Source organism: Paenibacillus sp. 2003 (assembly GCF_031455635.1).
Taxonomy (GTDB): Bacteria; Bacillota; Bacilli; order Paenibacillales; family Paenibacillaceae; genus Paenibacillus; species Paenibacillus amylolyticus_B.
Genome location: NZ_JAVDTB010000001.1, coordinates 81,256 through 107,171 on the forward strand (window position 1 = coordinate 81,256; position 25,916 = coordinate 107,171).

The 25,916-nt window shown below is 44.0% G+C and carries 37 protein-coding genes; 33 read left to right on the forward strand and 4 right to left on the reverse strand.

Features of this window, described 5'->3' with window-relative positions; translation table 11 throughout:
- The first annotated feature begins 7 nt into the window (after positions 1-7).
- Entirely contained in the window at positions 8-301 is a 294-nt protein-coding gene (locus J2X75_RS00450) for an RNA polymerase alpha subunit C-terminal domain-containing protein (RefSeq protein WP_310333622.1), read from the forward strand.
- A 19-nt stretch (positions 302-320) separates the two neighbouring features.
- On the opposite strand, the gene J2X75_RS00455 is transcribed toward J2X75_RS00450, so the two are convergent.
- Entirely contained in the window at positions 321-1,265 is a 945-nt protein-coding gene (locus tag J2X75_RS00455; protein WP_310333623.1) for a hypothetical protein, read from the reverse strand.
- A 348-nt stretch (positions 1,266-1,613) separates the two neighbouring features.
- Here J2X75_RS00455 and J2X75_RS00460 point away from each other — a divergent pair, with 348 nt between their 5' ends.
- The 7 genes from J2X75_RS00460 (at position 1,614) to J2X75_RS00490 (ending at position 7,891) form a co-directional block, all read left to right on the forward strand.
- Positions 1,614-2,120, forward strand: a complete 507-nt coding sequence (locus J2X75_RS00460) for a DUF2569 domain-containing protein (protein WP_167483513.1) — start codon at positions 1,614-1,616, stop codon at positions 2,118-2,120.
- Between the two features lie 119 nt (positions 2,121-2,239).
- Positions 2,240-2,854 (forward strand): histidine phosphatase family protein, encoded by a 615-nt coding sequence (locus tag J2X75_RS00465; RefSeq protein WP_310333625.1) that lies wholly within the window; start codon positions 2,240-2,242, stop codon positions 2,852-2,854.
- A gap of 24 nt (positions 2,855-2,878) precedes the next feature.
- Entirely contained in the window at positions 2,879-3,535 is a 657-nt protein-coding gene (locus J2X75_RS00470) for a pyridoxine/pyridoxamine 5'-phosphate oxidase (protein WP_310333626.1), read from the forward strand.
- An 81-nt stretch (positions 3,536-3,616) separates the two neighbouring features.
- Positions 3,617-4,186, forward strand: coding sequence for a GNAT family N-acetyltransferase (locus J2X75_RS00475; protein WP_310333627.1), 570 nt, complete (start codon positions 3,617-3,619; stop codon positions 4,184-4,186).
- Positions 4,187-4,525: 339 nt separating this feature from the next.
- On the forward strand, positions 4,526-5,482 hold the full coding sequence (locus J2X75_RS00480) for a radical SAM protein (RefSeq protein WP_310333629.1): 957 nt from the start codon (positions 4,526-4,528) through the stop codon (positions 5,480-5,482).
- 391 nt (positions 5,483-5,873) lie between these two features.
- On the forward strand, positions 5,874-6,881 hold the full coding sequence (locus tag J2X75_RS00485) for a phosphodiester glycosidase family protein (protein ID WP_310333630.1): 1,008 nt from the start codon (positions 5,874-5,876) through the stop codon (positions 6,879-6,881).
- The gene (locus J2X75_RS00490; RefSeq protein WP_310333631.1) at positions 6,878-7,891 is read left to right on the forward strand and encodes a bifunctional glycosyltransferase family 2/GtrA family protein; all 1,014 of its coding nucleotides are present in this window, start codon (positions 6,878-6,880) and stop codon (positions 7,889-7,891) included. Before J2X75_RS00485 ends, J2X75_RS00490 begins: the two co-directional genes overlap by 4 nt.
- 152 nt (positions 7,892-8,043) lie before the next feature.
- Here J2X75_RS00490 and J2X75_RS00495 read toward each other — a convergent pair whose 3' ends face one another.
- From J2X75_RS00495 to J2X75_RS00505, 3 genes are read right to left on the reverse strand one after another with little or no spacing between them, the layout of a single operon-like run.
- The gene (locus J2X75_RS00495) at positions 8,044-9,501 is read right to left on the reverse strand and encodes a PTS transporter subunit EIIC (protein WP_222215490.1); all 1,458 of its coding nucleotides are present in this window, start codon (positions 9,499-9,501) and stop codon (positions 8,044-8,046) included.
- Between the two features lie 30 nt (positions 9,502-9,531).
- Positions 9,532-10,038 (reverse strand): PTS sugar transporter subunit IIA, encoded by a 507-nt coding sequence (locus tag J2X75_RS00500; protein WP_221822677.1) that lies wholly within the window; start codon positions 10,036-10,038, stop codon positions 9,532-9,534.
- A complete protein-coding gene (locus tag J2X75_RS00505; RefSeq protein WP_310333633.1) occupies positions 10,035-10,919 on the reverse strand; it encodes a PRD domain-containing protein in 885 nt (294 codons plus the stop codon). The genes J2X75_RS00500 and J2X75_RS00505 overlap by 4 nt, the downstream gene beginning before the upstream one ends.
- A 296-nt stretch (positions 10,920-11,215) precedes the next feature.
- Here J2X75_RS00505 and J2X75_RS00510 point away from each other — a divergent pair, with 296 nt between their 5' ends.
- The 25 genes from J2X75_RS00510 to J2X75_RS00630 all read left to right on the forward strand — a co-directional run bounded on the left by J2X75_RS00510 (position 11,216) and on the right by J2X75_RS00630 (position 25,890).
- Positions 11,216-11,926, forward strand: a complete 711-nt coding sequence (locus J2X75_RS00510) for an AAA family ATPase (RefSeq protein WP_124113581.1) — start codon at positions 11,216-11,218, stop codon at positions 11,924-11,926.
- 49 nt (positions 11,927-11,975) lie between these two features.
- Positions 11,976-12,470: a cysteine hydrolase family protein gene (locus J2X75_RS00515; protein WP_310333635.1), complete on the forward strand. Its 495-nt coding sequence runs from the start codon at positions 11,976-11,978 to the stop codon at positions 12,468-12,470.
- A 449-nt stretch (positions 12,471-12,919) separates the two neighbouring features.
- Positions 12,920-13,444 carry a GNAT family N-acetyltransferase gene (locus J2X75_RS00520; protein WP_310333636.1) on the forward strand — a complete coding sequence of 175 codons (525 nt, stop codon included), beginning with the start codon at positions 12,920-12,922 and terminating at the stop codon, positions 13,442-13,444.
- Between the two features lie 17 nt (positions 13,445-13,461).
- Positions 13,462-13,872, forward strand: coding sequence for a hypothetical protein (locus J2X75_RS00525; RefSeq protein WP_310333638.1), 411 nt, complete (start codon positions 13,462-13,464; stop codon positions 13,870-13,872).
- Between the two features lie 155 nt (positions 13,873-14,027).
- Complete coding sequence (locus J2X75_RS00530) at positions 14,028-14,510, forward strand: hypothetical protein (RefSeq protein WP_310333640.1); 483 nt, start codon at positions 14,028-14,030, stop codon at positions 14,508-14,510.
- 71 nt (positions 14,511-14,581) lie between these two features.
- Entirely contained in the window at positions 14,582-15,046 is a 465-nt protein-coding gene (locus J2X75_RS00535) for an NUDIX domain-containing protein (RefSeq protein WP_310333641.1), read from the forward strand.
- A gap of 43 nt (positions 15,047-15,089) precedes the next feature.
- On the forward strand, positions 15,090-15,734 hold the full coding sequence (locus J2X75_RS00540; protein ID WP_310333642.1) for a hypothetical protein: 645 nt from the start codon (positions 15,090-15,092) through the stop codon (positions 15,732-15,734).
- Positions 15,735-15,905: 171 nt separating this feature from the next.
- A complete protein-coding gene (locus J2X75_RS00545; protein ID WP_310333643.1) occupies positions 15,906-16,358 on the forward strand; it encodes a hypothetical protein in 453 nt (150 codons plus the stop codon).
- Between the two features lie 33 nt (positions 16,359-16,391).
- Positions 16,392-16,895: a DUF4188 domain-containing protein gene (locus J2X75_RS00550; protein ID WP_261313416.1), complete on the forward strand. Its 504-nt coding sequence runs from the start codon at positions 16,392-16,394 to the stop codon at positions 16,893-16,895.
- A gap of 25 nt (positions 16,896-16,920) precedes the next feature.
- Positions 16,921-17,421, forward strand: coding sequence for a hypothetical protein (locus J2X75_RS00555; RefSeq protein WP_310333645.1), 501 nt, complete (start codon positions 16,921-16,923; stop codon positions 17,419-17,421).
- Positions 17,422-17,630: 209 nt separating this feature from the next.
- Complete coding sequence (locus J2X75_RS00560; RefSeq protein WP_310333646.1) at positions 17,631-18,077, forward strand: LytTR family DNA-binding domain-containing protein; 447 nt, start codon at positions 17,631-17,633, stop codon at positions 18,075-18,077.
- Positions 18,074-18,484, forward strand: coding sequence for a hypothetical protein (locus J2X75_RS00565; RefSeq protein ID WP_310333648.1), 411 nt, complete (start codon positions 18,074-18,076; stop codon positions 18,482-18,484). The genes J2X75_RS00560 and J2X75_RS00565 overlap by 4 nt, the downstream gene beginning before the upstream one ends.
- Positions 18,485-18,499: 15 nt before the next feature.
- Positions 18,500-18,898: a hypothetical protein gene (locus J2X75_RS00570; RefSeq protein WP_310333649.1), complete on the forward strand. Its 399-nt coding sequence runs from the start codon at positions 18,500-18,502 to the stop codon at positions 18,896-18,898.
- A 40-nt stretch (positions 18,899-18,938) separates the two neighbouring features.
- Positions 18,939-19,346 (forward strand): hypothetical protein, encoded by a 408-nt coding sequence (locus J2X75_RS00575; RefSeq protein WP_310333650.1) that lies wholly within the window; start codon positions 18,939-18,941, stop codon positions 19,344-19,346.
- Positions 19,336-19,683 carry a hypothetical protein gene (locus J2X75_RS00580; RefSeq protein WP_310333651.1) on the forward strand — a complete coding sequence of 116 codons (348 nt, stop codon included), beginning with the start codon at positions 19,336-19,338 and terminating at the stop codon, positions 19,681-19,683. Before J2X75_RS00575 ends, J2X75_RS00580 begins: the two co-directional genes overlap by 11 nt.
- Before the next feature lie 280 nt (positions 19,684-19,963).
- A complete protein-coding gene (locus J2X75_RS00585; RefSeq protein ID WP_310333652.1) occupies positions 19,964-20,476 on the forward strand; it encodes a hypothetical protein in 513 nt (170 codons plus the stop codon).
- Between the two features lie 59 nt (positions 20,477-20,535).
- Positions 20,536-21,378 carry an adenylyl-sulfate kinase gene (locus J2X75_RS00590; RefSeq protein ID WP_310333653.1) on the forward strand — a complete coding sequence of 281 codons (843 nt, stop codon included), beginning with the start codon at positions 20,536-20,538 and terminating at the stop codon, positions 21,376-21,378.
- 39 nt (positions 21,379-21,417) lie between these two features.
- Positions 21,418-21,603, forward strand: coding sequence for a hypothetical protein (locus J2X75_RS00595; protein WP_036610391.1), 186 nt, complete (start codon positions 21,418-21,420; stop codon positions 21,601-21,603).
- Positions 21,600-22,091 carry an NUDIX hydrolase gene (locus J2X75_RS00600; protein ID WP_310333657.1) on the forward strand — a complete coding sequence of 164 codons (492 nt, stop codon included), beginning with the start codon at positions 21,600-21,602 and terminating at the stop codon, positions 22,089-22,091. The genes J2X75_RS00595 and J2X75_RS00600 overlap by 4 nt, the downstream gene beginning before the upstream one ends.
- Before the next feature lie 14 nt (positions 22,092-22,105).
- Entirely contained in the window at positions 22,106-22,675 is a 570-nt protein-coding gene (locus tag J2X75_RS00605; protein ID WP_310333658.1) for a phosphoglycerate mutase family protein, read from the forward strand.
- A gap of 20 nt (positions 22,676-22,695) precedes the next feature.
- Positions 22,696-23,202 carry a GNAT family N-acetyltransferase gene (locus J2X75_RS00610; protein WP_307538516.1) on the forward strand — a complete coding sequence of 169 codons (507 nt, stop codon included), beginning with the start codon at positions 22,696-22,698 and terminating at the stop codon, positions 23,200-23,202.
- Between the two features lie 31 nt (positions 23,203-23,233).
- A complete protein-coding gene (locus tag J2X75_RS00615; RefSeq protein ID WP_307538514.1) occupies positions 23,234-23,749 on the forward strand; it encodes a nucleoside deaminase in 516 nt (171 codons plus the stop codon).
- Positions 23,750-23,775: 26 nt separating this feature from the next.
- Positions 23,776-24,318, forward strand: a complete 543-nt coding sequence (locus tag J2X75_RS00620; RefSeq protein WP_307538512.1) for a GNAT family N-acetyltransferase — start codon at positions 23,776-23,778, stop codon at positions 24,316-24,318.
- 20 nt (positions 24,319-24,338) lie between these two features.
- Positions 24,339-25,004: a Type 1 glutamine amidotransferase-like domain-containing protein gene (locus J2X75_RS00625; protein ID WP_310333660.1), complete on the forward strand. Its 666-nt coding sequence runs from the start codon at positions 24,339-24,341 to the stop codon at positions 25,002-25,004.
- Positions 24,997-25,890, forward strand: a complete 894-nt coding sequence (locus J2X75_RS00630; protein ID WP_310333662.1) for a PhzF family phenazine biosynthesis protein — start codon at positions 24,997-24,999, stop codon at positions 25,888-25,890. The genes J2X75_RS00625 and J2X75_RS00630 overlap by 8 nt, the downstream gene beginning before the upstream one ends.
- The last annotated feature ends 26 nt before the right edge of the window (positions 25,891-25,916 follow it).

Here is a 25,916-nt window from a genome sequence, read left to right on the forward strand (position 1 = left end):
TGCCCACATGGCAAACGATAAAGGAGAACTCAGGACATGCGAACAAGGACATTCATATTATAAAAAAAGCGACTGCCCAACCTGTCCAACGTGCGAAGCTGAACGTAAACCGACAGAGGGATTTCTAGCCTTGATGTCTGCTCCCGCCAGACGTGCCTTGGAGAATGAAGGGATTACAACACTACAGCAACTTGCGGAGTACACGGAGAAAGAAATCCTGAAGCTGCACGGAATCGGGCCATCTGCCATACCTAAACTGCGAAGCGCTTTGGAAGAAGAGGGAATGTCTTTTAAGAAATAACCCTCTTCACGCTGTTCCACTAATCCAAACCAGAATCGGAAGTAATCTCCTCCATCGTTACCCGATACAACAAGTTACCTTCACTGAGTAGCAGACGATGTTGGCGAAAATCCTGCCTTGCCTGCTTGAAGGGCTGACCATTTTCATTTAATAAATCAATCTTCTGACCCTTGCTCAATCTTCCGGGCTTCTCCATTTTTTTTAGCACAAACGTCCCATGTTTACCGTACCCGGCATCAAACAAGAAATGATAACCATCCGTGCTGAAGCCGGAGGAACCGGAGATGTTTGGATTCATCAGAGTTACATTAGGTTCACTAGTGCCCCCTGAGATACAACCGAGTTCAAAATCGGTATAGAAGTAGAACCAGACCTGCTTCTCATTCACCACATTAAGTGCGTAACAATCCGAAATGTCAGCTGCGTGGTTTTCGTACAGTTTATTGCCGTGCTCATCCCAGGCCAGCAGACCACATGATCCAATCGGATCGTTCCATCCGTAGTTACCAAATACCCCTTCATCGAAGTAACTGGTCCAGATCGTTCCCTTTTCTGTGACCTGTACACTCTGAATACCGTCTCCCAACAAAAACTCGCGAATTGTATTTCCGTCTAAATCACACACTTTGGCGTTCAGATCAACCTGTCCATTCCCATAATTCGTACAGCGTGCTCCGATGAGCAGTAGATGTTCATGTAATGGTTGTACGTAATGATAATTGAACGTCTGTCCCCAGATGACAACTTCCTCGATATTTTGATCTGTCACAATGAGAACTTTGTACGTATAACTTTGATTCAATTTACTTTGGACGAACATACCTTGTTTTCTTTCGGGGATCTGATTCATCAACAGCACATAGACTCGGCCATCCCCGCCCCACTGGGTGGAAACGATATCGAAGCCTTCGACATAATTTGAAATATCGGCAAAAGGCAAAAGGTTTACTTTGGGATTGGACATATCCATATCCTCCTTTGTAGTCAAATGCTGAGTCACCATCTGCATCTGTATAAGAGGATTATGACGTACACGTACTAAACTGAACATGGCGGAAGTATAGCGAAGGTCTTCTTTGGCTTTCTTGACACACGTAGTACAATAAGGAAGTTGTGTAAAATTCTATATAAGAGGAGGATGGAGAGGTAGCTATAAGAAGAGTGTGAGAATACATACAACGCACGTGTAGTAAGGGGAAAGAAGTACCCGTAGATTTGATTTGTATGAGTACGATTACGTGGAAGACTCATCTCTGAAAAACTAAAAAACTAAAAAACTAAAAAACTAAAATGTATAAGGAAGTGTTACGAGGTGGAACCACATATTCAAGAGCAAAAGACAGACTACCGTCCACTAGGCGTATCGGGCTTGGGTGGTTGGCTGATTCTCGTCCAGATCGGATTATTTCTTACGTTGATTTTCCTGGCGCTCCAATTGGTTCTGTATTGTTTGCCCATGCTTACAACAGAGACTTGGGAGTTGCTAACTTCGGAGCAATCTGAATATTATCACCCGCTATGGGGACCGGTCGTTATTTTTGAAACGGTATATAACGCACTGTTTTTAGTGTTTAGCATATATACCATCATTGCTTTGTATAGTAAAAAATCGATCTTTCCTCGTCTTATGATCATGTTTTATAGTGTTAGTCTAGCCGTTAGTGTCATTGATTATTTATTGTTGCTTCAGATTCCGATGGCGAGAGAACTTGAGGATGGAAACTCGTTAAGAGATATTGGCAAGTCGGTACTTACTTGTGCGATCTGGATTCCTTACTTTATCAAATCAGAGCGAGTTCATAACACATTTGTAAGATAAATGGGTTGCAGGAAATGCCCGATCTCGGATAGAAGCTATCAGAGGTCGGGTTTATTTGTTACAAACGAAACCAGTCACATATATAGTTAACCTGTTCAAAGTGAAAAGGAGAAGAGATCTTGAAAATTTATCTGGTAAGGCATGGAATGGACGAGGAAGGGTATCGAGGCGGATGGAGTGAGCGTGGACTTACGGAACAGGGGATCAATCAATCCAGGAAACTGGGAGAGCATTTGCATCATCATGCTGACGAGTACAACATACATACGATCATTAGCAGTGATCTTCCTCGTGCAGTACAGACTACATGGGAAATTGAGAAGAGATTAAACATGCAGGCTAGCTTAATGAAAGATTGGCGGGAGATGAATAACGGAGATTTGGCAGGCATGCTCCATAAGGATGCTGAAGAACATTACCCAGGGGTTTATTTCAACACCCTTGAGATGGATTCCCCTTTTCCGGGAGGAGAAAGTCCAAGGGATTTTTATAAACGGATAAGCACAGCTTTCCAGAATCTTTTCAAAGGTATGGAGGAGGAAACAGTCAAGTCCAATGTTCTGTTAATTACTCACGGCGGAGTGATTAATATTCTGTATTATCTGCTTGAGAAGAGGGAATGGAGCAATAAATCCAGCTTTTATCCCATGGACAACACCAGTGTACATATCGTTGAAAAGGGAAGGTATGGTTGGAAACTTAGCAGCGCAAATGTGTTAAGTCATCTTGATTAAAAAATTGAAGACGGAGGCGATGATATGAGTAATCAATCCATAGAACTGCTACAACGTTTGAAGTCTTTATCCGGACCATTTCCAATCTGGGATACGGGGCAGTTGCCGGAGCAACCCGGGAAGCTATTTTTGGAGTGGTTGAGATTGGCGGTTGAGAACGAAGTGAAAGAACCTCATGCCATGACGATCTCCACCGTGGATCACGACGGTTATCCTGATGCGCGGGTGTTGATTTTGAAAAACGTAATGGACGAAACGTTCTATTTTGCCTCCAGTTCGGAGAGCCGAAAAGGGCAGCAGTTGAAGGAGAACCCCCATGTGGCTCTCACCTTCTACTGGCCTTCCCTGGGAAGACAGATTCGGATAAGGGGAATTGCCGAAGATTGTGGAGATGAAGCGGGCGCTGATGATTTCCGCAAACGTTCAGCTGGAGCGCGAGCAGTTGCCATGACAGGGCATCAGAGTGAGGTTTTGGATAGTGAGGAAATGCTGGATAGTGCCATTGAAGCTCAGAAGGAAAAGATAAGTCGTGATCCCAGTGTCGTTACACCTCATTGGAGATTATATGCAGTGAATGCACAAGAGGTGGAGTTCTGGCAGGGAGATTCGGAGCGTAAGCATGTACGAGTCCAATATGTGATGCAAGATGGACAATGGAAGACACTCAGATTGTGGCCTTGATTTTAGAAAAGATGAGTTAGGCAATAGTGACCAAACTGCTGTGTGTTTCTTTTTCCTAACAATCTGAGGGAGGATAAATCTATGAAAACGATTGAGAGCTTCTTCGAACCATTTCCCGTGTTGGAAACCGAACGGACGTTACTCCGACCTCTTACCTATGATGATCTGGAGGATATGTACAGTTACTGCGTTGTACCTGCTGTATCGGAGTTCACCACCTGGGATGCGCATCGGAGCAAAGAAGACACCAAAGCTTTTTTAGATTTTGTCATGAGTCGCTATGAAACGGATCTAATTGGCCCATGGGGGATTGAAGATAAACACACTCAGAGGCTGATTGGTAGTTGTAACTATCTAGGGTGTGACGGCGATAACAGAAGAGTTGAACTGGGATATGTGTTATCTGATCAATTTTGGAATCAAGGCTACATGACCGAGGTAGTGAAACGAATCATCCAATTTGGATTTGACGAAGTGGGACTCGAACGAATTCAGGCCAGATGTTTGGTGAAAAACACAGGTTCCGCCAAGGTCATGGAGAAGGCAGGCATGCAATTCGAAGGTGTGCTGAGGAAATACATGAAGGTGAAAAATGAACTTCAGGATCTGAAGATGTATGCCATTGTAAAAGAAGACTTCTACTCCTGTTAAATAAAGAACGTGTTATTGAAAAGTCATGTGTCATTTATCATGCTGGCAAGCCATAGATTTTCCTATACTCCTGAATTTATCAGTGGTACACAATAAAAGCAGAAGTAAGAAAGAGCTTGAATTTGCTGCATCAAAAGGTCAAGGTATCGTATTTTATATTGTCTAATTCAATAATTATATGCCAAGCTTTGGCCCATTCCTGATCGCTGAGGAACTGGGTTTTATTTTTGTTTCAGCAACCAACGTACATAATGTCATATCGTCAACCGTGTGCCATCCGCTATACTCTTCAAGTTATCCAAACGTGGATTGAATGAAGGAGCCAGGAGGTACAACGAATTGATAGCCAAAAACAAATATAAATCACTCGAACTGGAAACCCCCGGCGTATATGAGCTAGAAGGGCTAGAAGTGGGAGTGACATCGAACTGCAATTATAAATGTGACTACTGCTGCGCCTACAATCGGGATGATGGAGCATGCATTAATAGTCAGGAAGTCATCCGTATTATTAGTGAGCTTCCTCGTCTCAAGAGAGTGCGATTGTCCGGGGGAGAAGTTACTCTGAAATATCAGGATTGCCTGGAGATTGTGACGTACTGTGCGGCACATGGCATCGATACACAATTGAACAGTAATGCCAGTCTGCTGACAGAAGAACGGATTCTCGCATTGCGTGATGCAGGCTTGTCCAACATTCATATCTCGTTCAATTATACGGATGCGGAGGCCTATGCTGCGTACTACCGTGTGCATCCTCGCATGTATGAGAGACTGGAGCAAAATATCCGTTTGTGTACGGAAGCGGGTTTGGAGACGGTACTGGAAACGTTACTGTTTGAAGGTAACCAAGCGAACATGCAGGCCATTAGCGATAAGGTGTATGATCTGGGGGTGCGCATCCATGAGATCCAGAACAGCATTAAGATGCCGCATACCGATTGGAGTCAGATTGTCTCGAGAGAGTCCCTTGTTCGATCTGTAACGGAGCTGATTGAACATAAAAAGCCGGATACAACGCTCTATTTTACCTGTATGGATCGGTTCGCTGAACAGTTGAATTTGCGTGAACAACCGGGTGTGTATTTCTCTAATTGCGTGGATGGCACGAAACAACTTCACTTGCACGGCAACGGAGACATTCTAATTTGTGAGTTATGCCATCCTGTCGTGATTGGCAACATCTATAATGGAACGTCGTTGAAGGATATTTATGCCCAGCAGCCGGCTGCATTAAAAGAATTCCTGGAGAAGCGGCCTTGTCCCGCTTACGATGCTCTTTTTGCAGACGCATAACAGGAAGCTCCGACGAAGAAATTTTGATATTTATGTTGAGCGAGATACGTACACGATATCAGTGACATTTAAGGTTATATAGCTTGAAAATCAAGGTGATCTGTTTTCCTCATTGAGAAAAAAGATCACCTTATTTTATTGAACTATTCATTCACACAATAACGGAGAGGACAGAAAAAACCTGAAAAAGCGAAGCGTTCGCCTTTATCCCCGGATTTTCCCCTTTAGAAAAGGGAATCAGAAAAATCTGGGGGTAACAGCGATTGGAAGGTTGTTCTGTCATCGTAGTGTCAGTGTAATAATCTTTAGTCCAATTGATGTGGTTTCAGATTCATTTAAGCTACTCGGCCTAATATGGCCTTAAGAACTTAGATGAAGAGGTGAGCTTCACATGATTAAGATCTATGAGAAACCAACCCGGAAAGAACCACATAAACGACCGATCTCCTCAAGAAAGCGCAGATGGCTCATCATCACACTTGTCATCGTGCTTGCGGTAGGTGGAATCCTGTACAGCCTGGCTGACCGTTACCTGATCCGGCATGTGCAGGTGGTTGTGGCAGATGAGAACACGGCAACAACGAACAACGCGAATGATTCCACCAACACTTCAACCACCGCAACTGAAATGAATGCAACGTCAGATGATTGGAATTATTCGAGTGATGATATGAAGGTCAGTATTGAAAAGGTACAGACGGGTTCTGGCTCGGATCAGATTACGTATTATGTCGCCGATGTTCAGCTAACAGATGCAAGCAGTCTGCGAACCGCGCTGGCGGATAACAGCTTTGGAACAAACATTACCGAAAATACATCAGAGATTGCCGCAGCCAACAATGCGATCTTTGCCATTAACGGTGATTATTATGGATTCCGTGATGATGGTGTCATTATCCGAAATGGAACATTGTACCGGGACAGCCCCAAGCGGGATGCACTTGCCCTGTTCAACGACGGAACGATGAAAACATATAACGAGAACGAGATTTCTTCCTCGGAATTACTGGCCGAAGGGGCAACCAATACGTTATCCTTTGGACCAATTCTGATTCAGGATGGCGAGATTGTTAGTGATTTTAGCAGTGTGAAAATCGATAACAACTTCGGTAATCGTTCCATTCAAGACGCAAATCCAAGAACTGCGATCGGCATAATTGCTCCGAATCATTACATGTTTGTGGTGGTGGACGGACGGCAGGACGACAGCCGTGGCATGACCTTGGCAGAACTGGCCGATGTCATGAAAGGTCTCGGAGCAACTGAAGCCTACAACTTGGACGGCGGCGGTTCATCCACGATGTATTTTATGGGCAGAGTTGTCAATAATCCGCTGGGGCGTAACCAGGAACGTGGCGTAAGTGACATTTTATATCTGACGGAGGGACAAGGATCATGACAATATTAATTCCATCATATGAACCCGATGTGCGTTTACTGAATCTCGTTCTGCGGTTACAGACATTTAAACTTGGACCCATTGTGATTGTGGATGATGGCAGTGGCCCAGGGTACCGTGGGATTTTTGAAACGGCAGAAGCCTATGGCTGTACGGTCCTGACACATCCCGTCAATCTGGGTAAGGGCAGGGCGTTGAAGACAGGCTTTCAGCATATTAAGGAGTACGGACCTCAGGGCGGTGTAGTGTGCGCAGATAGTGACGGACAGCATCTGCCACATGATATTAAGCGTATCTTCGAAGGGCTGCTCACACAAACGAGACCCGGAATTGTACTCGGCAGCCGTCGCTTCAGCGGGAAAATCCCAGCACGCAGCCGTTTTGGCAACACAGTCACCCGGGCAGTTTTTTCGCTCACGACAGGTACCAAAGTATATGACACACAGACAGGTCTACGCGGTTTTCCTTACTCGATGCTGGATTGGCTGAACCAGATTCCCGGTGATCGGTTTGAATACGAGATGAACATGTTGCTAACGGCACACAAGGAAGGGTATGAAATTACGGAGGAGTTTATCGATACGGTGTATCTGGATCACAATGAGTCCTCCCATTTCCGCCCGTTGGTTGATTCGTTCCGGATCTATATGCCAATCCTGATGTTCAGCACATCTTCGGTGCTATCCGCTCTGATTGATTTTGGACTATTATTCGTCATCCAGTATTTCACGCATAATCTGTTTCTGTCGGTTGTCGCAGCAAGACTGTGCAGCTCCATCTTCAACTACACGATGAATCGGAAGTACGTATTCTCCGCAGGACGAACCTCTAAGGTTCGGCAGTCTTTGCCCAAATACTTTTCACTTGTCCTACTGGTGCTACTATTAAACTATGGTTTATTGTATTTTTATAATGAAAAATTAATTATCCCGCTGCTCGCAGCCAAGCTGTTGACCGAGGTATCCATCTTCCTGTTCAGCTATTGGGCGCAGCGCAGATTTGTCTATTAACACAGAGAGAGTGGGCATACAGTTTGCTCTCTTTTTTTCAATCAAAACCGTTTCAAAAGAATATCCTGCGCTTCTTGGTTAACAAAAAAGGTCGAGAACAGGGGTAAGCATACCCTTGTTCTCGGCCTTTTAAACTCACAGGAGGACGAGTGTTACATCAACTTCTTAATCTCATCCTTCAGGATTTCGGACTGGGTGCCGAAGATGACCTGCACAGCTCCACCACCGAGCCTCATGACGCCGGAAGCGCCAAGCTGTTTGAGCGCCTGATCGTTGACGGCTTTGTCGTCCCTGACAACTAGCCGGAGGCGAGTGATGCAGGCGTCAATGCTCTCGATATTATCTGTTCCCCCGATCTCGGCGAGCACTTTGCCAGCCTTGGTGTCGGCAGACGCCGCTGCCACGGCGGAAGCATTAGTGGGGGCATCGGCATCATAAGCGTCATCCTCGCGCCCCGGCGTTTTTAGGTTGAACTTGATAATCATGAACCGGAACAGGAAATAATAGACGACCGCAAATGCGAGTCCGACCGGGATCATGAGCAGCGGATTGGTCGACAGCTTCATGTTCACGAGGTAATCGATTAGACCTGCAGAGAAGGCGAAGCCCAGCTTAACATTCAGCAGGTACATGATTAGGGCCGCCGCACCGGTAAGAATAGCGTGCACCACATACAGTAGAGGCGCCGCGAACATGAAGGAGAACTCGAGCGGCTCGGTAATACCCGTTAAGAACGAAGCCACCGCTGCGCCGATAAAGATCGAAGCGACCATTTTGCGCTTTTCAGGCCGGGCTGTATGAATCAAGGCTAGCGCCGCCGCCGGAAGAGCGAACATCATAATCGGGAAGAAGCCAGACATGAACATGCCTGCCGTAGGGTCTCCGTTGAAGAAGCGGGTCAGGTCGCCGTGCACGACTTCCCCGGCTGCATTGGTATAATCTCCGATCTGGAACCAGGCAATGGAGTTGAGGACATGATGCAGACCGAGCGGGATGAGTAGGCGGTTGGCGATCATAAACACCATGGAGCCAACGCCGCCAAAACCTACAATCCAGGCGCCGAAAGCGCCGATGGCATCCTGAATCGGGCTCCAGACCATGCCGAACAGGATGGCCAACACCAGCATGGAGCCGGCGGTGGCCATCGGCACAAAGCGTTTGCCGGAGAAGAAGCCGAGCCAGTCAGGAAGCTTGATATTATGGTATTTTTTATACATATAGGCTGCAAGCAGTCCGGCAAATATCCCGCCCAATACGCCCATATCCAGCTTGACATCGTCAGGAATATAGCCGAATACACCTGGAACGGCTCCCAGAATCCGCGTCAGTACCATATAAGCGATCAGGGCGGAAAGCGCGGCGACCGCATCCCCCGCCAGTCCGATTGCCACCCCAATGGCGAAGATGAGCGCAAGGTTGCCGAAGATCGCCCCCGCTCCCTCATTCAGGAATGGAACTACATACTGATTAAGAAATCCTCCGATCACGGGACCGAGCGGAATGTCCTTTTCATAATTAAGAAGACCGAGGCCTTGAAGAATACCTGCCGCAGGCAGGGTTGCTACAGGAAGCATCAGGGATTTTCCCAGCTTTTGCAGTGATTTCAGCATATTGTTCTTCCTTTCTTTTTTTGATTTAGGTTATTTGGACAAGCTGACTTTCATGATAGTTCCCATGCCTGCTTCTACGCTGCCATACTCCGGGTGCGACTCCCACGGCTGTTCAGCCGCATTCGCAACGATGACAGGGGTGATGACCGGATAACCGGCGGAAGCGATCGCATTCAGGTCAAATTCAATCAGAGTCTGACCGATAGTGACTTGATCCCCGGTCTGCACTTGGGGTGTGAAACCCTGTCCTTTCAGGCTGACAGTATTCATACCGATATGCAGCAGTAGCTGCAGCCCGGAAGCATGCTCAATCATTACGGCATGGTGCGATTTGATCAGGTGCACCACAGTGCCGTCGATAGGGGCGACCAGCCTGCCTTCCTGGGGAATCATTGCGACTCCCGGTCCCATAAGTCCTTGCGCGAACGCTTCGTCAGGCACTTCTTCCAAACTGACGCAGGTTCCGGTGAGCGGGGAGGCGACGGATATTGTTTCAGATGTTTTGGCAGATTTATTGTTTTTCCATTTCCAGATCATTGTGTGTTGTCCTTTCTGCTGTTGGTTTTGGCATGGGTTTGAAAAAGCCGGTATAAATGCATGGCGAGAAAAGCCGTTTCTTCCTCGGGCACTTCTGTACCCAAATCCTCGGCCATTACAGCGCTCAGTTTTCTGGCCAGCTGGTATTCGGACGTATATTCATTTTTCACATATTGTGCGAAGGTGGGGGCCGTCATCGGCTGCTGATACAGGCGTTCCATGGAGAAGCGCAGGTGTATCATGAGTCTTGCCTGGCTAAGGCTGCCCTGATCAAAGCGAACACCACCCTCCTCTTCAATAATCGACTGAAGTTTGCTGATCACATTGGATACCTTAACCAACTGTCCGACAGGGACGTGATTTACGGAGGAGTACACATGGTATGTCAGGAACCCGGCCTCATCCTCCGGTACCTCTACGCCAAAGGCCTCTCCGATCATGGCCGCCGCTTCCGAGGCGATTTCGAATTCTTTCGGAAAACTGAGCTTTGTCTCCGTAAGAAAAGGATTCAGAATCTCCATCCCATTGCGGATACGATATAAGGTGAACTGAATATGACTCGGAAGAGCAAGGTAGATCTTGTCATTCAGCTTGCCGGGAAACTGATCAGCGATGAGACGGATAATTCGGTCAGAGATGTCGATGACATTGGGGTCCAAGTCCCTCATCAGCTCCTGCGCCTGCCCCCACTCCTCCCGGTCTTCCAGCCGGAACCTTTTCTCAATCCGCGGATCATCGGCCTGAACGGTGCTTTCCACCTTGAACGCAAATCCCAACCCTTTGCCAATCAGTACGTACTCCTTGGTATTCTGGTGCGACCGGGCCAGAACAATATTACTGCCGACGACCCGCTCCACCTGCAGAATCATTCCTTTACTCACGGTTCACCGCCTCCTCGTTTCTAAAGTTAACGCTTTCATGCCTCCGGAACGCAAAAAGAGCCAAGAAGCGAGTATAGTCTCATGTTCGCTTCTTGGCTCATGCCCTCTGGGGTGGTAACACGCCAATTCATTTTATGTTTTCATCAGAACGTTCTTCCTACATAATATATAGCTGATCTGCCACCGTCAACCATAATTTTGTCATCCAACTGTTCGTCGTTTAATATAGGGAATGTGTAAACGAAAAGGTACCTGCCGTAGTTGGAGCCAAATCTAACATGAATAGGAGTATGCCTATGTATCTTCGAAGTGTGGAACTCCTGTCGGCCAAGATCGAGAATCGGGACCAATATCCTTTTGACATCCCCGCGATCCGGTCCTTGGAACGATTGGAGATCACGAATAACGTTACTTTTTTTGTAGGTGAAAATGGTTCAGGGAAATCTACGCTGCTGGAAGGCATCGCACATCAATGTGGCTTCAATACCGCAGGGGGTGGCAGGAATAATACCTATGAGACACATGCTTCGGAATCCTCGCTCGGGAATTATCTCAGGCTGGCCTGGTTGCCCAAAATAACGAATGGTTTCTTCATGCGCTCTGAATCGTTCTATCAATTCGCATCACATGTCGACGAGATGCCGGCGTCGCTTCAATATTATGGCGGGCGTTCATTACATGAACAATCACATGGGGAGTCTTTTCTCAGTCTGTTCGTCAACCGCTTTAGTTCCAAAGGCATCTATCTGCTCGACGAGCCCGAAGCCGCATTGTCCCCAGCTAGGCAGCTCTCTTTATTGCGGATTCTTCATGATCTGTCAGGCACTTCGCAGTTCATTATTGCGACGCACTCACCTATTTTGCTCGGGTATCCGGGGGCGGAGATTTTAAGTTTTGACGATAACCATATCCAAGAGGTAGTCTATGAGGATACCGATCACTACCAGATTACCCGCAGCTTTCTGGAGAACCGCGACCGGATGCTGAATGAATTATTTAAAGACTAAGTTGAGATGTGATACAAGTTTAATACTACATTTTATGAGGAGAGATTGGATGAAAGTAGGATTCATAATCATTGATATGCAAGAGAGTATTGTGCGGAAAAAGATGGATCAGAGCTCGATAGACCATGCTTGCGAGTACATTAACCATGTAGCTAACGTGCTGCGCTCGAATGATCATGTGGTCGTTCACGTACAGGATGTGGAGGGCATGGAGGAGACACCACCGGAAGAATATCGTATTATTCCCGAGGTGGATGTGAATGAGAAGGATATCACAGTTACCAAAGAAGCTTCCAACTCTTTCTGGCAGACTAATCTGGAGCAGGTGTTGAAGAGTCACGGAATTGAATTGGTGATTATCGCAGGTTTTGCTGCAGAGGAATGTGTTCTATTCACCTACAACGGTGCGATGGAGCGAGGTTTCCGTCCGGTGATGTTGCAAAATGGAATTCTAAGCACCCATCACGAAGCGGTGATTTCAACGTACAGAGATCGCAATGTGATCTCATATCCTGTGGTTGATTATCTATATAGGTTCAACTAAAGAGGTTTACACTGAGCACTCCAATGACAGAACAACCTTCCGATCGCTGTTATCCCCAGATTTTTTTGATTCCCTTTTTAAAGGGGAAATCCGGTGATAAAGGCGAACGCTCCGCTTCTTCAGGTTATTTCTGTCCTCTCCGTTTTTATGTAAAAAGTTTAGTTGAACCCATATAATTCAATAATTATTAGCTAAGTGCTAATGGATACTTGGTGAAAAATAAAAATAAGACCAATAATCGGACTCTGTAAGGAGTCTTTTTTTGTTCAAATGTACATTTCCACTATAACAGTTAAGGTTACTCTATGGTTTAAACCAAACTTTGCCTATATCTGCTGTGGTTGAAAGGATATATTGAGAACAGGGCACAGCAAACGTGCTGTGGACATCGGAAAGGTTATGTATGGATCACTAACTAACTCATTAACTAAGGGAGATGTACAAAGAAAATGAATGTACACATTAAAAGTATTTTGGCAGAACAAAAGGAAATGTTCCTCAACCTGTACAACTTGTACTTATATGATCTGTCTGAATTTTCTGGCGAGGATCTACTTGAAGAGGGGAAATATGATCCAACGAACACCTATCTCTATCTGGAACGCGATGAATTACATCCGTTTTTGATTCAGTATGAAGGAAAGATTATTGGATTCGTCCTGGTGTGTTCACCTCCATATGTGCCAGAAGATGTGGATTATACCGTGCAGGAGCTGTTCCTGGTCAAAAAGTATCGTGGACAGGGACTGGCAGCACAAGTAATTGACTTGGTGTTTGCTCAATTTCGGGGTACATTCAAAGTAGAACAGCTTGCTAATAATGCGGCAGCAGTTTCATTCTGGGAAAAATATTATGAGCGACATCAGATTGAATATACGGAGTCTGAATATAACATTGAGATTGACAACATCGCTGGCAGCCACCGGATTTTGTCTCAGACTTTTGTGCGTGGAAAAGAGATAGACTCTATTTAAATTAGAAGGTGATTAGTTTGATTATTATCGTAGCAACCAAGGGGAATTTGAAGTGGATTTCAGGTGTATTTCAGGCAGAAGATGTAGCTAGACAATACATGGATCTCATACCTGATGAGCTTAAGGCGTACCAGGAATTCATTCAGATAGAGAACCTCACATATCCTTTTTATATTATAGAGCGTCAGGAATCTCCATTTAGGTTTCTTGGCAAAGATGGAGTGATTGCACTTTTCGATAAAACAGATGTGTCAGAGGATGAAGATGAGGTGCATTTCAATATCTACTCGATTGATTCAGATTATAGACCGAAGAAACCAGGTACAGATTATATGGGAATACTGAGGCATGATCATGTGACCAATGAATCTATAGAGATGTACCGAGAAGAAGGAACAGCGTTTCTGAGTAGACGAAGGATTTTATGAATGTAAGGAAGTTTTTATCACGGTCCTATTTTACTTCTCCTGATTTGGGAGGTAGATAGGACCTTTTTCAATTTCCATTTACCAATACATGGGTTATGATTTAAGAGGATTGAACAGATATTGAAGCATGGGTAAGTGTAACGGAGGTGCGGGTGTTGCCGAAGCACCATTTTGTTATCGAAAACAAATCGCAAGTAGACGGGAATATTCATACCTCCTATTCATGGGATTCACAGGGGAGAATACATCGAAGTGGATTAACCACAGAGAATCATGCGACCTTGGAAGACGAATTCATTGCGTACATCTATGATTCCCTTTGCTGGTTGGATACATGGAATCCATCTACCTGTATGAGATGTAGTGGACTGAACAACTATGGAATAACCGTTATTGAAGAGCAGGATGCTTTGTTGAAGTTTCATCAACTGATTCGAGCCTGGATGGATCTATTTAGCCATGCGACTGATCCGATTGTTCTTACAGGGAATTACAGTATTGATGGAGGCGAACAGAAGGGCTACTACGAGAAACTCGTGTACAATAAAGTCGGATTAATCAACGAATTAAACAAGCTTGCGAACATGGCAAAGTACGCTGAGGTAAATGGGAAATGCATTGTGCATTTTGGTATATGAATCAATAGAGAAGTTTCCTGATAAAAATTATGATCTGTTGAGAAGTAACCTAACAGAAAGGAGCAAGAGTAATGACTAGTCGTATTGTTGTTACGGGTGGAGCTATTATTCGCGATCATATGGGGAGGATTCTGCTGCAAAAGAGATCAGATTATGGGGACTGGGGATTACCTGGTGGTGGTATGGAGCCAGGTGAACGAATCGAAGAAACCATGATTAGAGAAGTGAAAGAGGAAACAGGGCTTGAAGTGAGCTCTTATGAATTGGCCTCCATCTACACGGGCGAGAGGATGCACTATACGTATCCGGATGGAAATGAAGTAGTATTTGTAATGTTTTTATTTGACGTTATTGCGAAGTTGGAAGGAAAACTCTGTGATGATCAAGTAACTCTTTTATTTGAAGATGAACAAAAGGAGTCATTACAGCTTATTTTTAAAAGTGTGGATGAGATTGATATTGCCACAATTAACAATGTGCAGAAGCCTATATTTGTAGACTTGAAGCAAGGAGAGTCTAAATTGCTACGCGAGTGATAGCGTTAATAGAATAGTTTAGATACAGAAAGGAGTTTTTACATTGCCTTGGCCTATGGTTCATTTTGCAATTGCATCCGAATTAATATCAGATCCATCCCCTGAGTTGTTACTGGGAAGCCTAGCACCTGATTCCATCCATGTAAGAACTAATCTTCGTACCGAAAAGGCAAAAACTCACCTCATGGCAGAGGCAGGAAGGTTCGCAACAGACGAAGAACTTAAAGGATTTTTTGAGTCCAACAAGAAGTTAGCTTATAGTGATCCCAAATTCATGCAATATCTGTGCGGATACATCGCCCATATCTATACGGATCGCGTGTGGACTTTCGATATTTATCCTGCATATGAAGTCCAGCCCAACGGAAGAAGCGTGTATACACAGGATGTCACGAAGCTAGAGTTTATGATTTTACGGAATTGGAACAGGGCCAGCGATTGGTTAAATGAGCTGAATGTGGGGAGAGCATTTGATCTAGGCGGATTGCTGGAATCTGAGGTGTATCAGTATAGGGAAGAGAAACTTGAGTTTTTAGCTAATCCTGACAACGAACCTTTGGGTGATTTAAATATTTTATCCATGGAAGTTATGGACAAGTTCATACATACAACAGGATTAGCGCTAAAACAATTGTATACAAAATGGAATGTGTATAATGATTTACGCAGCGATGAAGGCACTGTCTGAATTCGTTCGCGAGCTGCATCCGGAGATCAATGAGACTATTTTAACTGTAAATGAAGGAAATTGCGGCACGGCAGTTATATTGCGGGTTTTCTCGACATTGGCGTACGCAAGAAGGGCATCCATGGTCTCCGGTTATTCCTGCATCATAGAATCAAATAAAGGAGTATGGCTATGGACATCGTAATGACGCTTGAACCGCACGGATGGCTGGATATCCTGGTTCAACCTGATCAGGGAGAACAGATTGAGATTCCGGTTTCTTTTTTGTCGGATGTGGTGGATGAGATAGCACGTCAATTCGTTGCATTGCACAAAGGAGCCACGGAGGTAATCATGACCATGCAGACAGAACCTGGAGAATATCGCTTCTGGATCAAGAAACGTTCGCAGGTAATCGTTCAATTCATGGTGTATGAGATGAGTGATAACTTTAGCACGGAAGCCATTACAGAGGGGCGATTGCTTATGTCTGAGGAGTTATCCTTGGTCATGTTGACTAAGCTATTTTACAGAGAACTGAGCAAAATGAAGGAATTGGGACTGGAGGAATATCACAAACGGTGGAGTTTTGATTTCCCTCTGAATGCCTATGAACGGATAGGAAGGATCGTTCAGATCCGATGAAATTGAATGTTTTTGACGAGAAGGAGGGGTGACGTGCCGAACATACATAAAGGAAGATATTCAGCTCAGATTGAGGGGGAATTTATTGTTTTTATCATCGGAATGAGGATCAATCGTTTGTGGGCTATACACAAATGGCTGCCTGTCTTTAAGTCCATGGGCCCGATGATTAAAGAGTTGTATATGAATCCGGATACCGGATTTCTGAGTACAGAGTATTTTATAAGCTGGCGCGGGGTGACGTTACTACAATACTGGCGCTCTTACGATGAATTGGAGAAATACGCACGAGGTGGAATTCACATGGAAGCTTGGAAAAGATTCAACCGCTCCATTGGTACTGACGGAACAGTAGGGATCTATCATGAAACATACAAGGCTCAGTCGGGTTCCTTCGAGACCATATACGCCAACATGCCCAAATTCGGATTAGCTAAAGCTTCTGAACATGTACCAGCGACAGGCAAGATGGAGACATCCAGACGCAGAATGGGCGGAGAGAATGACCCGGCAGTGGAAGCGCCAGAGAATCCATAAAGTGGTGAATAGAGAGGAGAATGTTATGAAGGCTAGTGTGCGAGCAGAAGATATACATTCAAAGCAACTTAGCTGGTTATGTATTGAACCGATGCTAGTTTCCGTACGGGGCAGAGATATGGCAGCCAAAACAGAGATATACCGGCAGTTACACGAAGGGCAACAAGCTTTATTTCTGTTCTATTCCTATCACAATCACACGAAGAGTCTGGCAGAATTTTATTGGTTTTCGGCATATAATATCACCCAGATCAAAAGTTGGAATGGAATAAAAAATGGGATGCGCTTTTTTCATTTAGATGAGATGGTGAATGTACTGGATCAGATCGAATGCCTGATTACGGACCACAATAGAGTGGATGAAGCGTGGCGTGAGGTACTTCCAACAGATCTGGAGAAGGACCCGATCTTGCTTCAGAGAACAGAGGCATTATATGCTACTTATCAGACTGTGGCAGAAGAAGCTATTACACACATGAACGAAATGATCCTGCAAAATCAGGAGATGTATCTGGAGATTGATTAACGTTAACCTAGCACCAGTATGCGAAAAGAATAACTCATGCCCTGAATGCTCTGGATGAGTACATAGAAGAACTACTCCCATGGAGTGGTTCTTTTTCGTATCTATGCAGTGATGATGCAACAAACTTGCAAAATCCTGCAACAAAACGCAATACAGTGGGATTGTCGTAACTATGCTTGTAATATGAGTTGTGAGAGGAGGGCCAACACATGAAAGTCATTTTTGAAGAGGATCCAGCAATAGAGCAAAAAGTAGCCAAGGTCATAACACATCCGGCGGAGAAGTCGAAGTGGGACCGTATTCAGAAGGCAATCTGTGAATCGGAAACTCAATTAACGGTCATCCATGCCAAGAATAATCGCAATATACAGATCCAATTGAGTTCGGTGGTTGCCTTTGAATCAGAGGATCGGATGTGCGGTGTCCGGGTGATCTCAGGTGAGAAGTACTTGTTTAATAAACGTCTGAAATTTGTAGAAGAGGATCTGGATGACATTCATTTTGTGAAAATCAATAATCAAACGATCATCAACACACGGTATATCACCGCATTCTCTGCAACAGACCATGCTCGGATTAAGGTAGACCTGAGCGATAGCTCCAGTTACTTTGTCAGCCGATTTTATATTAAAAACTTTAGGGGGAAATTATCATGATAACTCAACTTAGACATTCTTTTTTTCAAGTATTCACCATAATGACGCTATGGGTCACGCTCTTGGCTACAATATTCTTTGATGATCTGCCCATTCAGATGTCCTATTTATGGAACATAGCGGGTATTGCTTTCATTGCAGCTGTGTTGTTTGGAATGATGTATAACATACTGTGGAACTATTTTACGTTAAAACCGGTATGGAATATCGTTATTTCTTCCACATTCAATATTGCGGGAGGTATGGCGATGGTATGGTTGTTCTCGGTAGATATGTTCCAGTTCATCGCTCCCTGGTTCCCCGGCATGTGGTTGCTATCTATCGTGCTGCACGTCATCGCTTTTTATTTTTATGCTAGAATGGATAGCAGGAAAAAAGCGGAAGAGTTAAACAACATTCTCAAGTAGGTAAGGGGAACAAATATGAACGAGGAAGAAATGTTGCAGTTGTACGGGGTGGAACCTGATGAGGTACACCGGGAGGCCATCCGACAGTTGCTTCAGCAAGAGATTGAGAACCGAAAGTCAGAGGATAACGAGGTTCTGAGACTGTTGTGCATCATGTTATTCTGTATTGGAAATGTGGAGGACACCACGCTGATCTGGCAAGCCAAACTAAAGAATCAGGATACGGGCAGTTATATTGATGTGCAGTTATTATGTGGTGCAGGGTATGAGGAGACATTGTTTTACCTGGAAAATATGGACGGGGAACAGGCGCACAAGGAGTTGCTTTACCTTAGACAGTGCGAACCTTATGATTTTGTTGATTTCTCCAAAGTGGAATGGGTCTTTGACTATAAACGATATTACGGTGTTTGAGGATAAACGAGTTAACTGACATATTGGAAGGAGGGGGAGTATGCCAAGTTTGCATGACAACACCATATTGAGCTACCAAGTGGATTTAGAGAACGACAGGATCTGGATACGTACTCGTTCAAATCATGATGTGCCGAAAAATATGGATGTCTTATTCTCTGGTGTTATGGCCCATTCGTTTGATACACCGCTGCATGGCAGCATTATTTTGGATTTGGATGAGTGGGATATAGAGCATTTTATCCCTTATAATCGCGAGTTGTTAGAGTCGGGAAAAGGCTATGGTTGGCCTGTCAGCTATGATTCCTATGACGAATTGCAAATCCGGCTGATCGAGGAGAAATACAAGTACATGGTGATCTCATCTTCGTATGGACTGAGTGGTTGGGTTTTGGCGAAGAACGTACAGATTTCAGTCCAAGAAACGGGTGAACAGGATGAAACATGAGCACACGCAGCATGGTAGCAAGAAGGGCGTAGGACTAAGAACGGGCATGGTTGTGTTGGTTGTTCTGTTCATTATCCTGGTCATGACCAATCCAAACGAAGAGAAATTTGTTGCATGGCTCGCAAGTGAACATGATATCCATTCTTCGTATAATGTGAATGAAGGCAGGATGTTTACGCAGACGATCGACGGTGCGGAAAAGACGTTTCAATATAAAGCTGGACATATACAGCATAGGGGGATCTTTTCAACATATAGTTACCTTTTCTTGGATCATGAAGAAAAAGAGATCCAGATTGAAGCGGTCGGCATAATGAATATGCTATTTAATAAATAGGTAGATTGATTGTGGACAGTTACAAGTTACAAAAGTTAAAAGAAAGTTCTGCTGATAACCACGCGCTTTGCATGATGTAACTCGTGCAGAGAAGTGTGGTTTTTTGCGCGAAATACGATAGAAACAGAGATGGTTAACTTCGTTTATTCGCAAATTCCACATTATGGGTTATGATGTACCTTGAGAGAAAATTTTACATACATAGGAAGTCTCTATTTTAAATAAAAGGCATTTAAGATCTTTACCAGGGGAGTGTTATACATGATTAAATGGAGGGTTGATGATGAAAAAGTTAACCGTACTTTCATTATTACTTCTACTTCTGGCGGCCTGTCAGAACAAGGGAAATACTCAAGATGCACAGCAATCAATAGATTCCCCATCTCAAAGCGTCACTGAAAAAGAGACACAACAGAATGAAGAAATATCGACACTTCAAGAGAAAGAAGACATCCCACCAGAGTATCTCGATGAAACAAACTATACAGGGGACCAATTGGAGATTGTCAAACTTATGAATGCACGTATGCGTTATTTATACGAAAGTGACGAAAAGGGGTATAAGAATCTGTTTGATCCACAGTCTCCTATATCGGGCATGGGAAGATACAAAATTCGAAAGATTACTTCCATAAGCGATATTATCATTCAAGAGCAAAAGAAACTCTTCCAGGTAGCTGTAACGATTACTGAACTAAGAGAGAACGATAAGGAATATATCAATACGATGGTGTTTTGGAAAAAGAAAGAAGATGGCGATTCTGCGCAATGGGTTATTGCAGATATTGATTAATAACATAGTGTCTGACACATGGAAGATCCATATCTTCACACAACATAAAGGGTGATGTAATGATGACAAGGCGATTAATACTGATTGAAGGATTACCGGGTTCAGGCAAGTCAACAATTGCCGAAATGGTATCCGAAATTTTGATAGAAAAGGGCAAGGAGGTACAACTATTTCAAGAAGGGAACCTAGATCACCCTGCTGATTACGAGGGCGTATCTTTTTATTATGCTGGAGACTTCGAGGCTTTATTGATAACACATGAAGAATACAGAGAGATTCTGAAAAGCCATGCAATTGCTCATGATCAAGGATACCTGATTCCTTATCGTAAGATGAGAGAACAATGGGGAATAGAGCTTCCCGATCACATTGTACAGGATATTTTCAACCGAGATATTTACGAAATTCCTTTTGCGCAAAATGTGAAGCTGATCACCGAGAAGTGGCAAGATTTCACCCAAAACGTGTTAAGCACGAATGATGACTGCATCACGATATTTGAGTGTTGTTTTATCCAGAATCCACTAACCATGGGTCTCGTAAAATGCAATCAATCCAAAGAGCAGAACGTGCAGTATGTATTGGAACTGGGGCGTATCATTCATGCTCTGAATCCGCTTCTCATTTATATCGACCAGAAGGATATATCCTATACCTTTGATAAGGCGGTTAGTGAAAGACCCAAAGAATGGTCAGAGGGATTTATTCATTATTATACGAACCAGGGTTTGGGGCAGGCACAGGGTTATCAGGGTGTTAAGGGTACGGTACAGGTTTTGCAGGAAAGAAAGAAGCTGGAGTCTGAAATCTATGAGTTACTTCAAATGGATAAGGTATGGCTGGATAATTCGGATTATGACCGCGAGGCTTGTAGGCACAAGTTAGAAAAGATTTTGCAGTAACCTTAATTAAAATACGAATACATACCGGAGGTTAGTTTTATGACATTTTATGGAGTAGCCTTAATTGCAACAACCGCAATCTTAATTATTATAGGTGTTCGAAGCAAACGGAAAGTAATTCTTAGATGGGGCATAGCCAGTTTAATTTTATTGCTCGTACTCATCATTCCCTCATTCATCATGGGATTCATGGATGGATTTGCTGATGGGTGGTCAGCGAGATGACCACTGCAGATAACAATAATATATCGTATGAACAAAATAACAACAAATTCAACTTCCGTGTGGCAGGTATTGTGATGAATGCGGGAAGAGTTCTTTTGCATACGACTGAACAGGATGCTTTCTGGAATCTGCCCGGAGGTCGGGTGAAATTAAACGAGACAACAGAAGCGGCTATTGTGCGAGAGATGATGGAGGAACTGGGTGTTCAGGTAGAAGCGCAAAGGCTCGCATATGTTAGTGAAGATTTCTTTGAGTATGATGGCCTGAAGTATCATGAAGTTGGCTTTTATTATCTCATCATATTGCCGGAAGCCCATAAGTTATATAGTGAAACTGAATTCAAAGGTTTAGAAGATAACGGTAAGTTAATTTTCCAATGGTTTTCCTTGGACGAACTAGAGCAGATGGAAGTATATCCTGTGTTTTTGAAAAAGGAACTGAGTAACCTTCTTGATGCAAAAGGCATCAGACACTTCATTCAGAAATAGAGGGATAGGTGCCTATGGACATTACATTTATTCGTCATGGTCATGGCGAACACTTGGTAGATTACCCAAATCAATTAAATTGTCAGCATCCGGGCCTCACTGAATTGGGGAAAAGTCAGGTTATAGCGTTGCGTAAACAAGTGTTTTTTTCGCCTGAAGACGTCATTTTAGTTAGTCCAACGAAACGTACTATTGAAACAGCACAACTCCTAACCACTAACAAAAATCTTGTGTTCTTCAGCCCACTGGTTGGCCCAAGAATGTTTCCTCAGAATCCAAAGTTTGTTCCTTTCGTCTGTGATCAGATCTATTCCAAGGAAGAGCTCAGCCATCAGTATAGTGACATAAGATTCGTTGAGCTGGGGCTGGATTGTTGGGAGGAAAGTATTAATCAGATGGATGCACAACGATTCGGGATATTAGCTGAACAGCTTCTTGAATGGTGCAGGAAACAGAGTGGCAATACGTTTATCATTTCACATGACGGTTCGATATCGAACTACAGGATTTTACTCGGAGAACAAGGGTTAACCAAAAGTGATTTTCTTGGTGAAGCAGGGCAGTACACAATCAGGAACTTTTAATGATTAAAGGAGATCCCGTCATGACTCATTTTCCTAATGTAGAGACTGAACGATTGTACCTCAGAGAGTTAACCCTAGCGGATCGTCAGGTTGTTTTTGAGCATTTCGCTGAACCAGATGTAACCCGGTTTATGGATATTGAGCCTTGTCGTGACGTAAAAGAAGCAGAAGAAATCATACAATTCCACATCGATGATTCTGGATGCAGATATGGTCTATTCCATAAAACAGATGGCGAATTCATAGGCACAGCGGGGTTTCACTGTTGGAATCAGGAGTCACCATCGAAGGCAGAGATTGGCTTTGATTTATCTTCGTCCTATTGGGGACAAGGGTTGATGCAAGAAGCTTTAAGCGCAATTATCGAAATCGGCTGGAACAAGATGAATCTTGATTTTATTGAAGCGACAGTGGAGCAGGCAAATATTCAATCGCAGAGCTTGTTAGAAAAGTTGAACTTTTCGAAGTCCACGGAGTTAGTAGACAATCTCTTTTACTACACATTACACAAGGAATCTGTTTTGTAAGGAACTATAACTGTACTCAGGGGGACTTTCAATGAAGTTATCGGATTATGAATATTTAACTTTGGCTCTGGAAGAAGCAGAACAATCACTTGTTGAAGGCACGTATCCGATTGGTGCGATAATTGTGGATGTGGATGGGAATGTCGTGAGTAAAGGCCGGAACCGAGTCTTCTCGGATTGCGACCCCACCGCACATGCTGAGGTGGATGCCATTCGTCAGGTAGGAAAACATTTGCTGGATGTAGACAATAAGAAGAGATTTACGAAGAAAGACCTGACGCTCTATACTACCTGTGAGCCTTGTCCCATGTGTTCTTGTACCATATTAATGTCGGGGATTAAAAAGATTGTATGGGCAGCGGATGATGAAGAATATGGCGGGCTTCGACGTTTCAAGGAAGGGCCTCATTTTATTCATATGTTTGACACGCTATCTTGTGTTGCAGCACCCTTTCTTGATCTGGAAAATAAACAGAGAGCTTTGCTCGCCAAATGGAATATTGGTAGAGGTTTGCTTAATACAGAATGGGAGATTCCCAAGCAATGATCCTAATCCAAAGGGGATGAATTCACATGGAATTCGTGGGACAGAAAATTAAAATAACAACAGTCACAGAGCAAGACCTCGACTTCATATGTCAACTTGAATGTGACACAAGCATATGGAGCTTTGAGGAAACTGTTGAGACGGATGAGGAGAAGGTTCGCGAGAAATATCGGAGTCATTTTGCTGTTGCAGATGAGAAAAAATATGCCTATGATTTCGTCATACGCCGCTTGAGCGATCCGGAAGATACGCCCATTGGTATCGTTCAAATGTGGAGTTATGTGGATCACCGAAAAAGCTGGGAACTTGGATTCGCTGTACTTTCGGAATACGCAGGTAGAGGATACGGGAGTGAAGCTACCCGACTTTTGCTACAATTTGCATTCCAAGAGTTACAAGCTCATAAGGTCGTCGGCATGTGTAATTCACAAAACGTTCCCTCAGCAGCACTGATGCAGCATGTGGGAATGACACGGGAGGCCGTCTTCCAAGAAGAACTATGGTGGAACAATCAGTGGACAGACCAGTATTTTTTCTCGATTTTGGATAAAGAGTATAAGCCAGTCTAATAGGTACGGGAGGAAATAAGATGATCACGTTGATTCTGCTAAGTGATTTGGTATTCAAATCTAACAATAAATTGGATCAGAGAATACGAAGCTTATTTAACAGTGAACAGCCTTCCATCGGATATATCCCTTCGAGCTCCGACCCGGAGCGGAAGTATTTTGAACACACTAGACGTTACTATAATCAAATTGGAATAGATAACATTCAATATTACGATCTTGATCTGGAGTATGAGGAGAGCACATTTGGCGCTATTTTCGAATGTGATGCGATTCATCTATCCGGCGGAAATACGTTTTATTTTCTAAGTTTATTACAGAAGAGAAATGCGCTTGGTCTGTTACATTCCTATGTGAAGAGTGGCGGCATTCTTATTGGGGTCAGTGCAGGCAGTATTCTGACGACACCTACGATAGAGATAGCAGGGTATGGGGAAGATGCTGATGAAAACAATGTAGATCTCAAAGATATGGAAGCACTGGGACTCGTTGCTTTAGAATTTGCACCGCATTGGGACGGTTCGGAAGACACTCTGAATTCATTAAGAGAGTATACACGCGTTAATCGTACGGCGGTTTATGCGTGCCAAGATGGTGGCGGGGTTGTAATTGATGGTGAAAGCGTAGAGTTATATGGAAATGTGCGTCGCTTAGATTACAGAGAGAGTGGGTCTAATCATGAGTGATGTTACGGTCTATCATTATGATGCTTTCTCTACAGTTCCCGGTCAAGGTAACCCTGCAGGAGTGGTTTTTGACGCTGATCATTTCAGTGAGACGGAGATGCAGCAGATCGCTTATAAGGTTGGTTTTAATGAGACGGTATTTGTGTTGAACTCTGAAGTAGCTAACGTCAGATTACGTTATTTTACACCGGGTCATGAGATTAATCTGTGTGGTCATGCGACAATGGCATCACTGTATGGTTTAAAGACGCGTGGTATGTTAAGTGAAAAAGAGTTAATCACGATTGAAACCAATGTAGGTACATTACCCATACGATTTGAGCGCAATGCCGACACCATTTACATGGAAATGAAACAGGATCAGCCGCAATTTATACCGTTCCAGGGGGATATCGAGAAGTTGGTAAGCGCCATAAACCTCACTTTGGATGATGTTGACCTTTCTACGCCAATCGTTTATGGAAGTACAGGAGCCTGGACATTATTAATCCCCATTCGTAATTTGAACTCTTTTATGAAAATGAAACCGGATTCTTCCCTGTTCCCGGGAATTTTAATTGAGAACCCCAAAGCTTCCCTACACCCTTTTTGTTTCGAAACCCGTGATTCCGATGCGATGATGCATGCCAGACATTTTTCATCACCTTACTCAGGTACGACGGAAGATCCAGTGACTGGAACAGCCTCCGGGGTGATGGGTGCTTATTATTTAACCTATGTGAAACCGGAGATTGATGAGGTACAGTTTGTGGTAGAGCAAGGGCATGAGATTGGAAGAGATGGAAAGGTTCAAGTGAGTGTGATTCGGGATGGTGAGGATATGGATGTCAGAATAAAGGGGACAGCTGTATTTGTGCGTGAACTGAATGTTGAATTGGACACCTGATCCTATACGAAAGTAAAAAGCGCGAA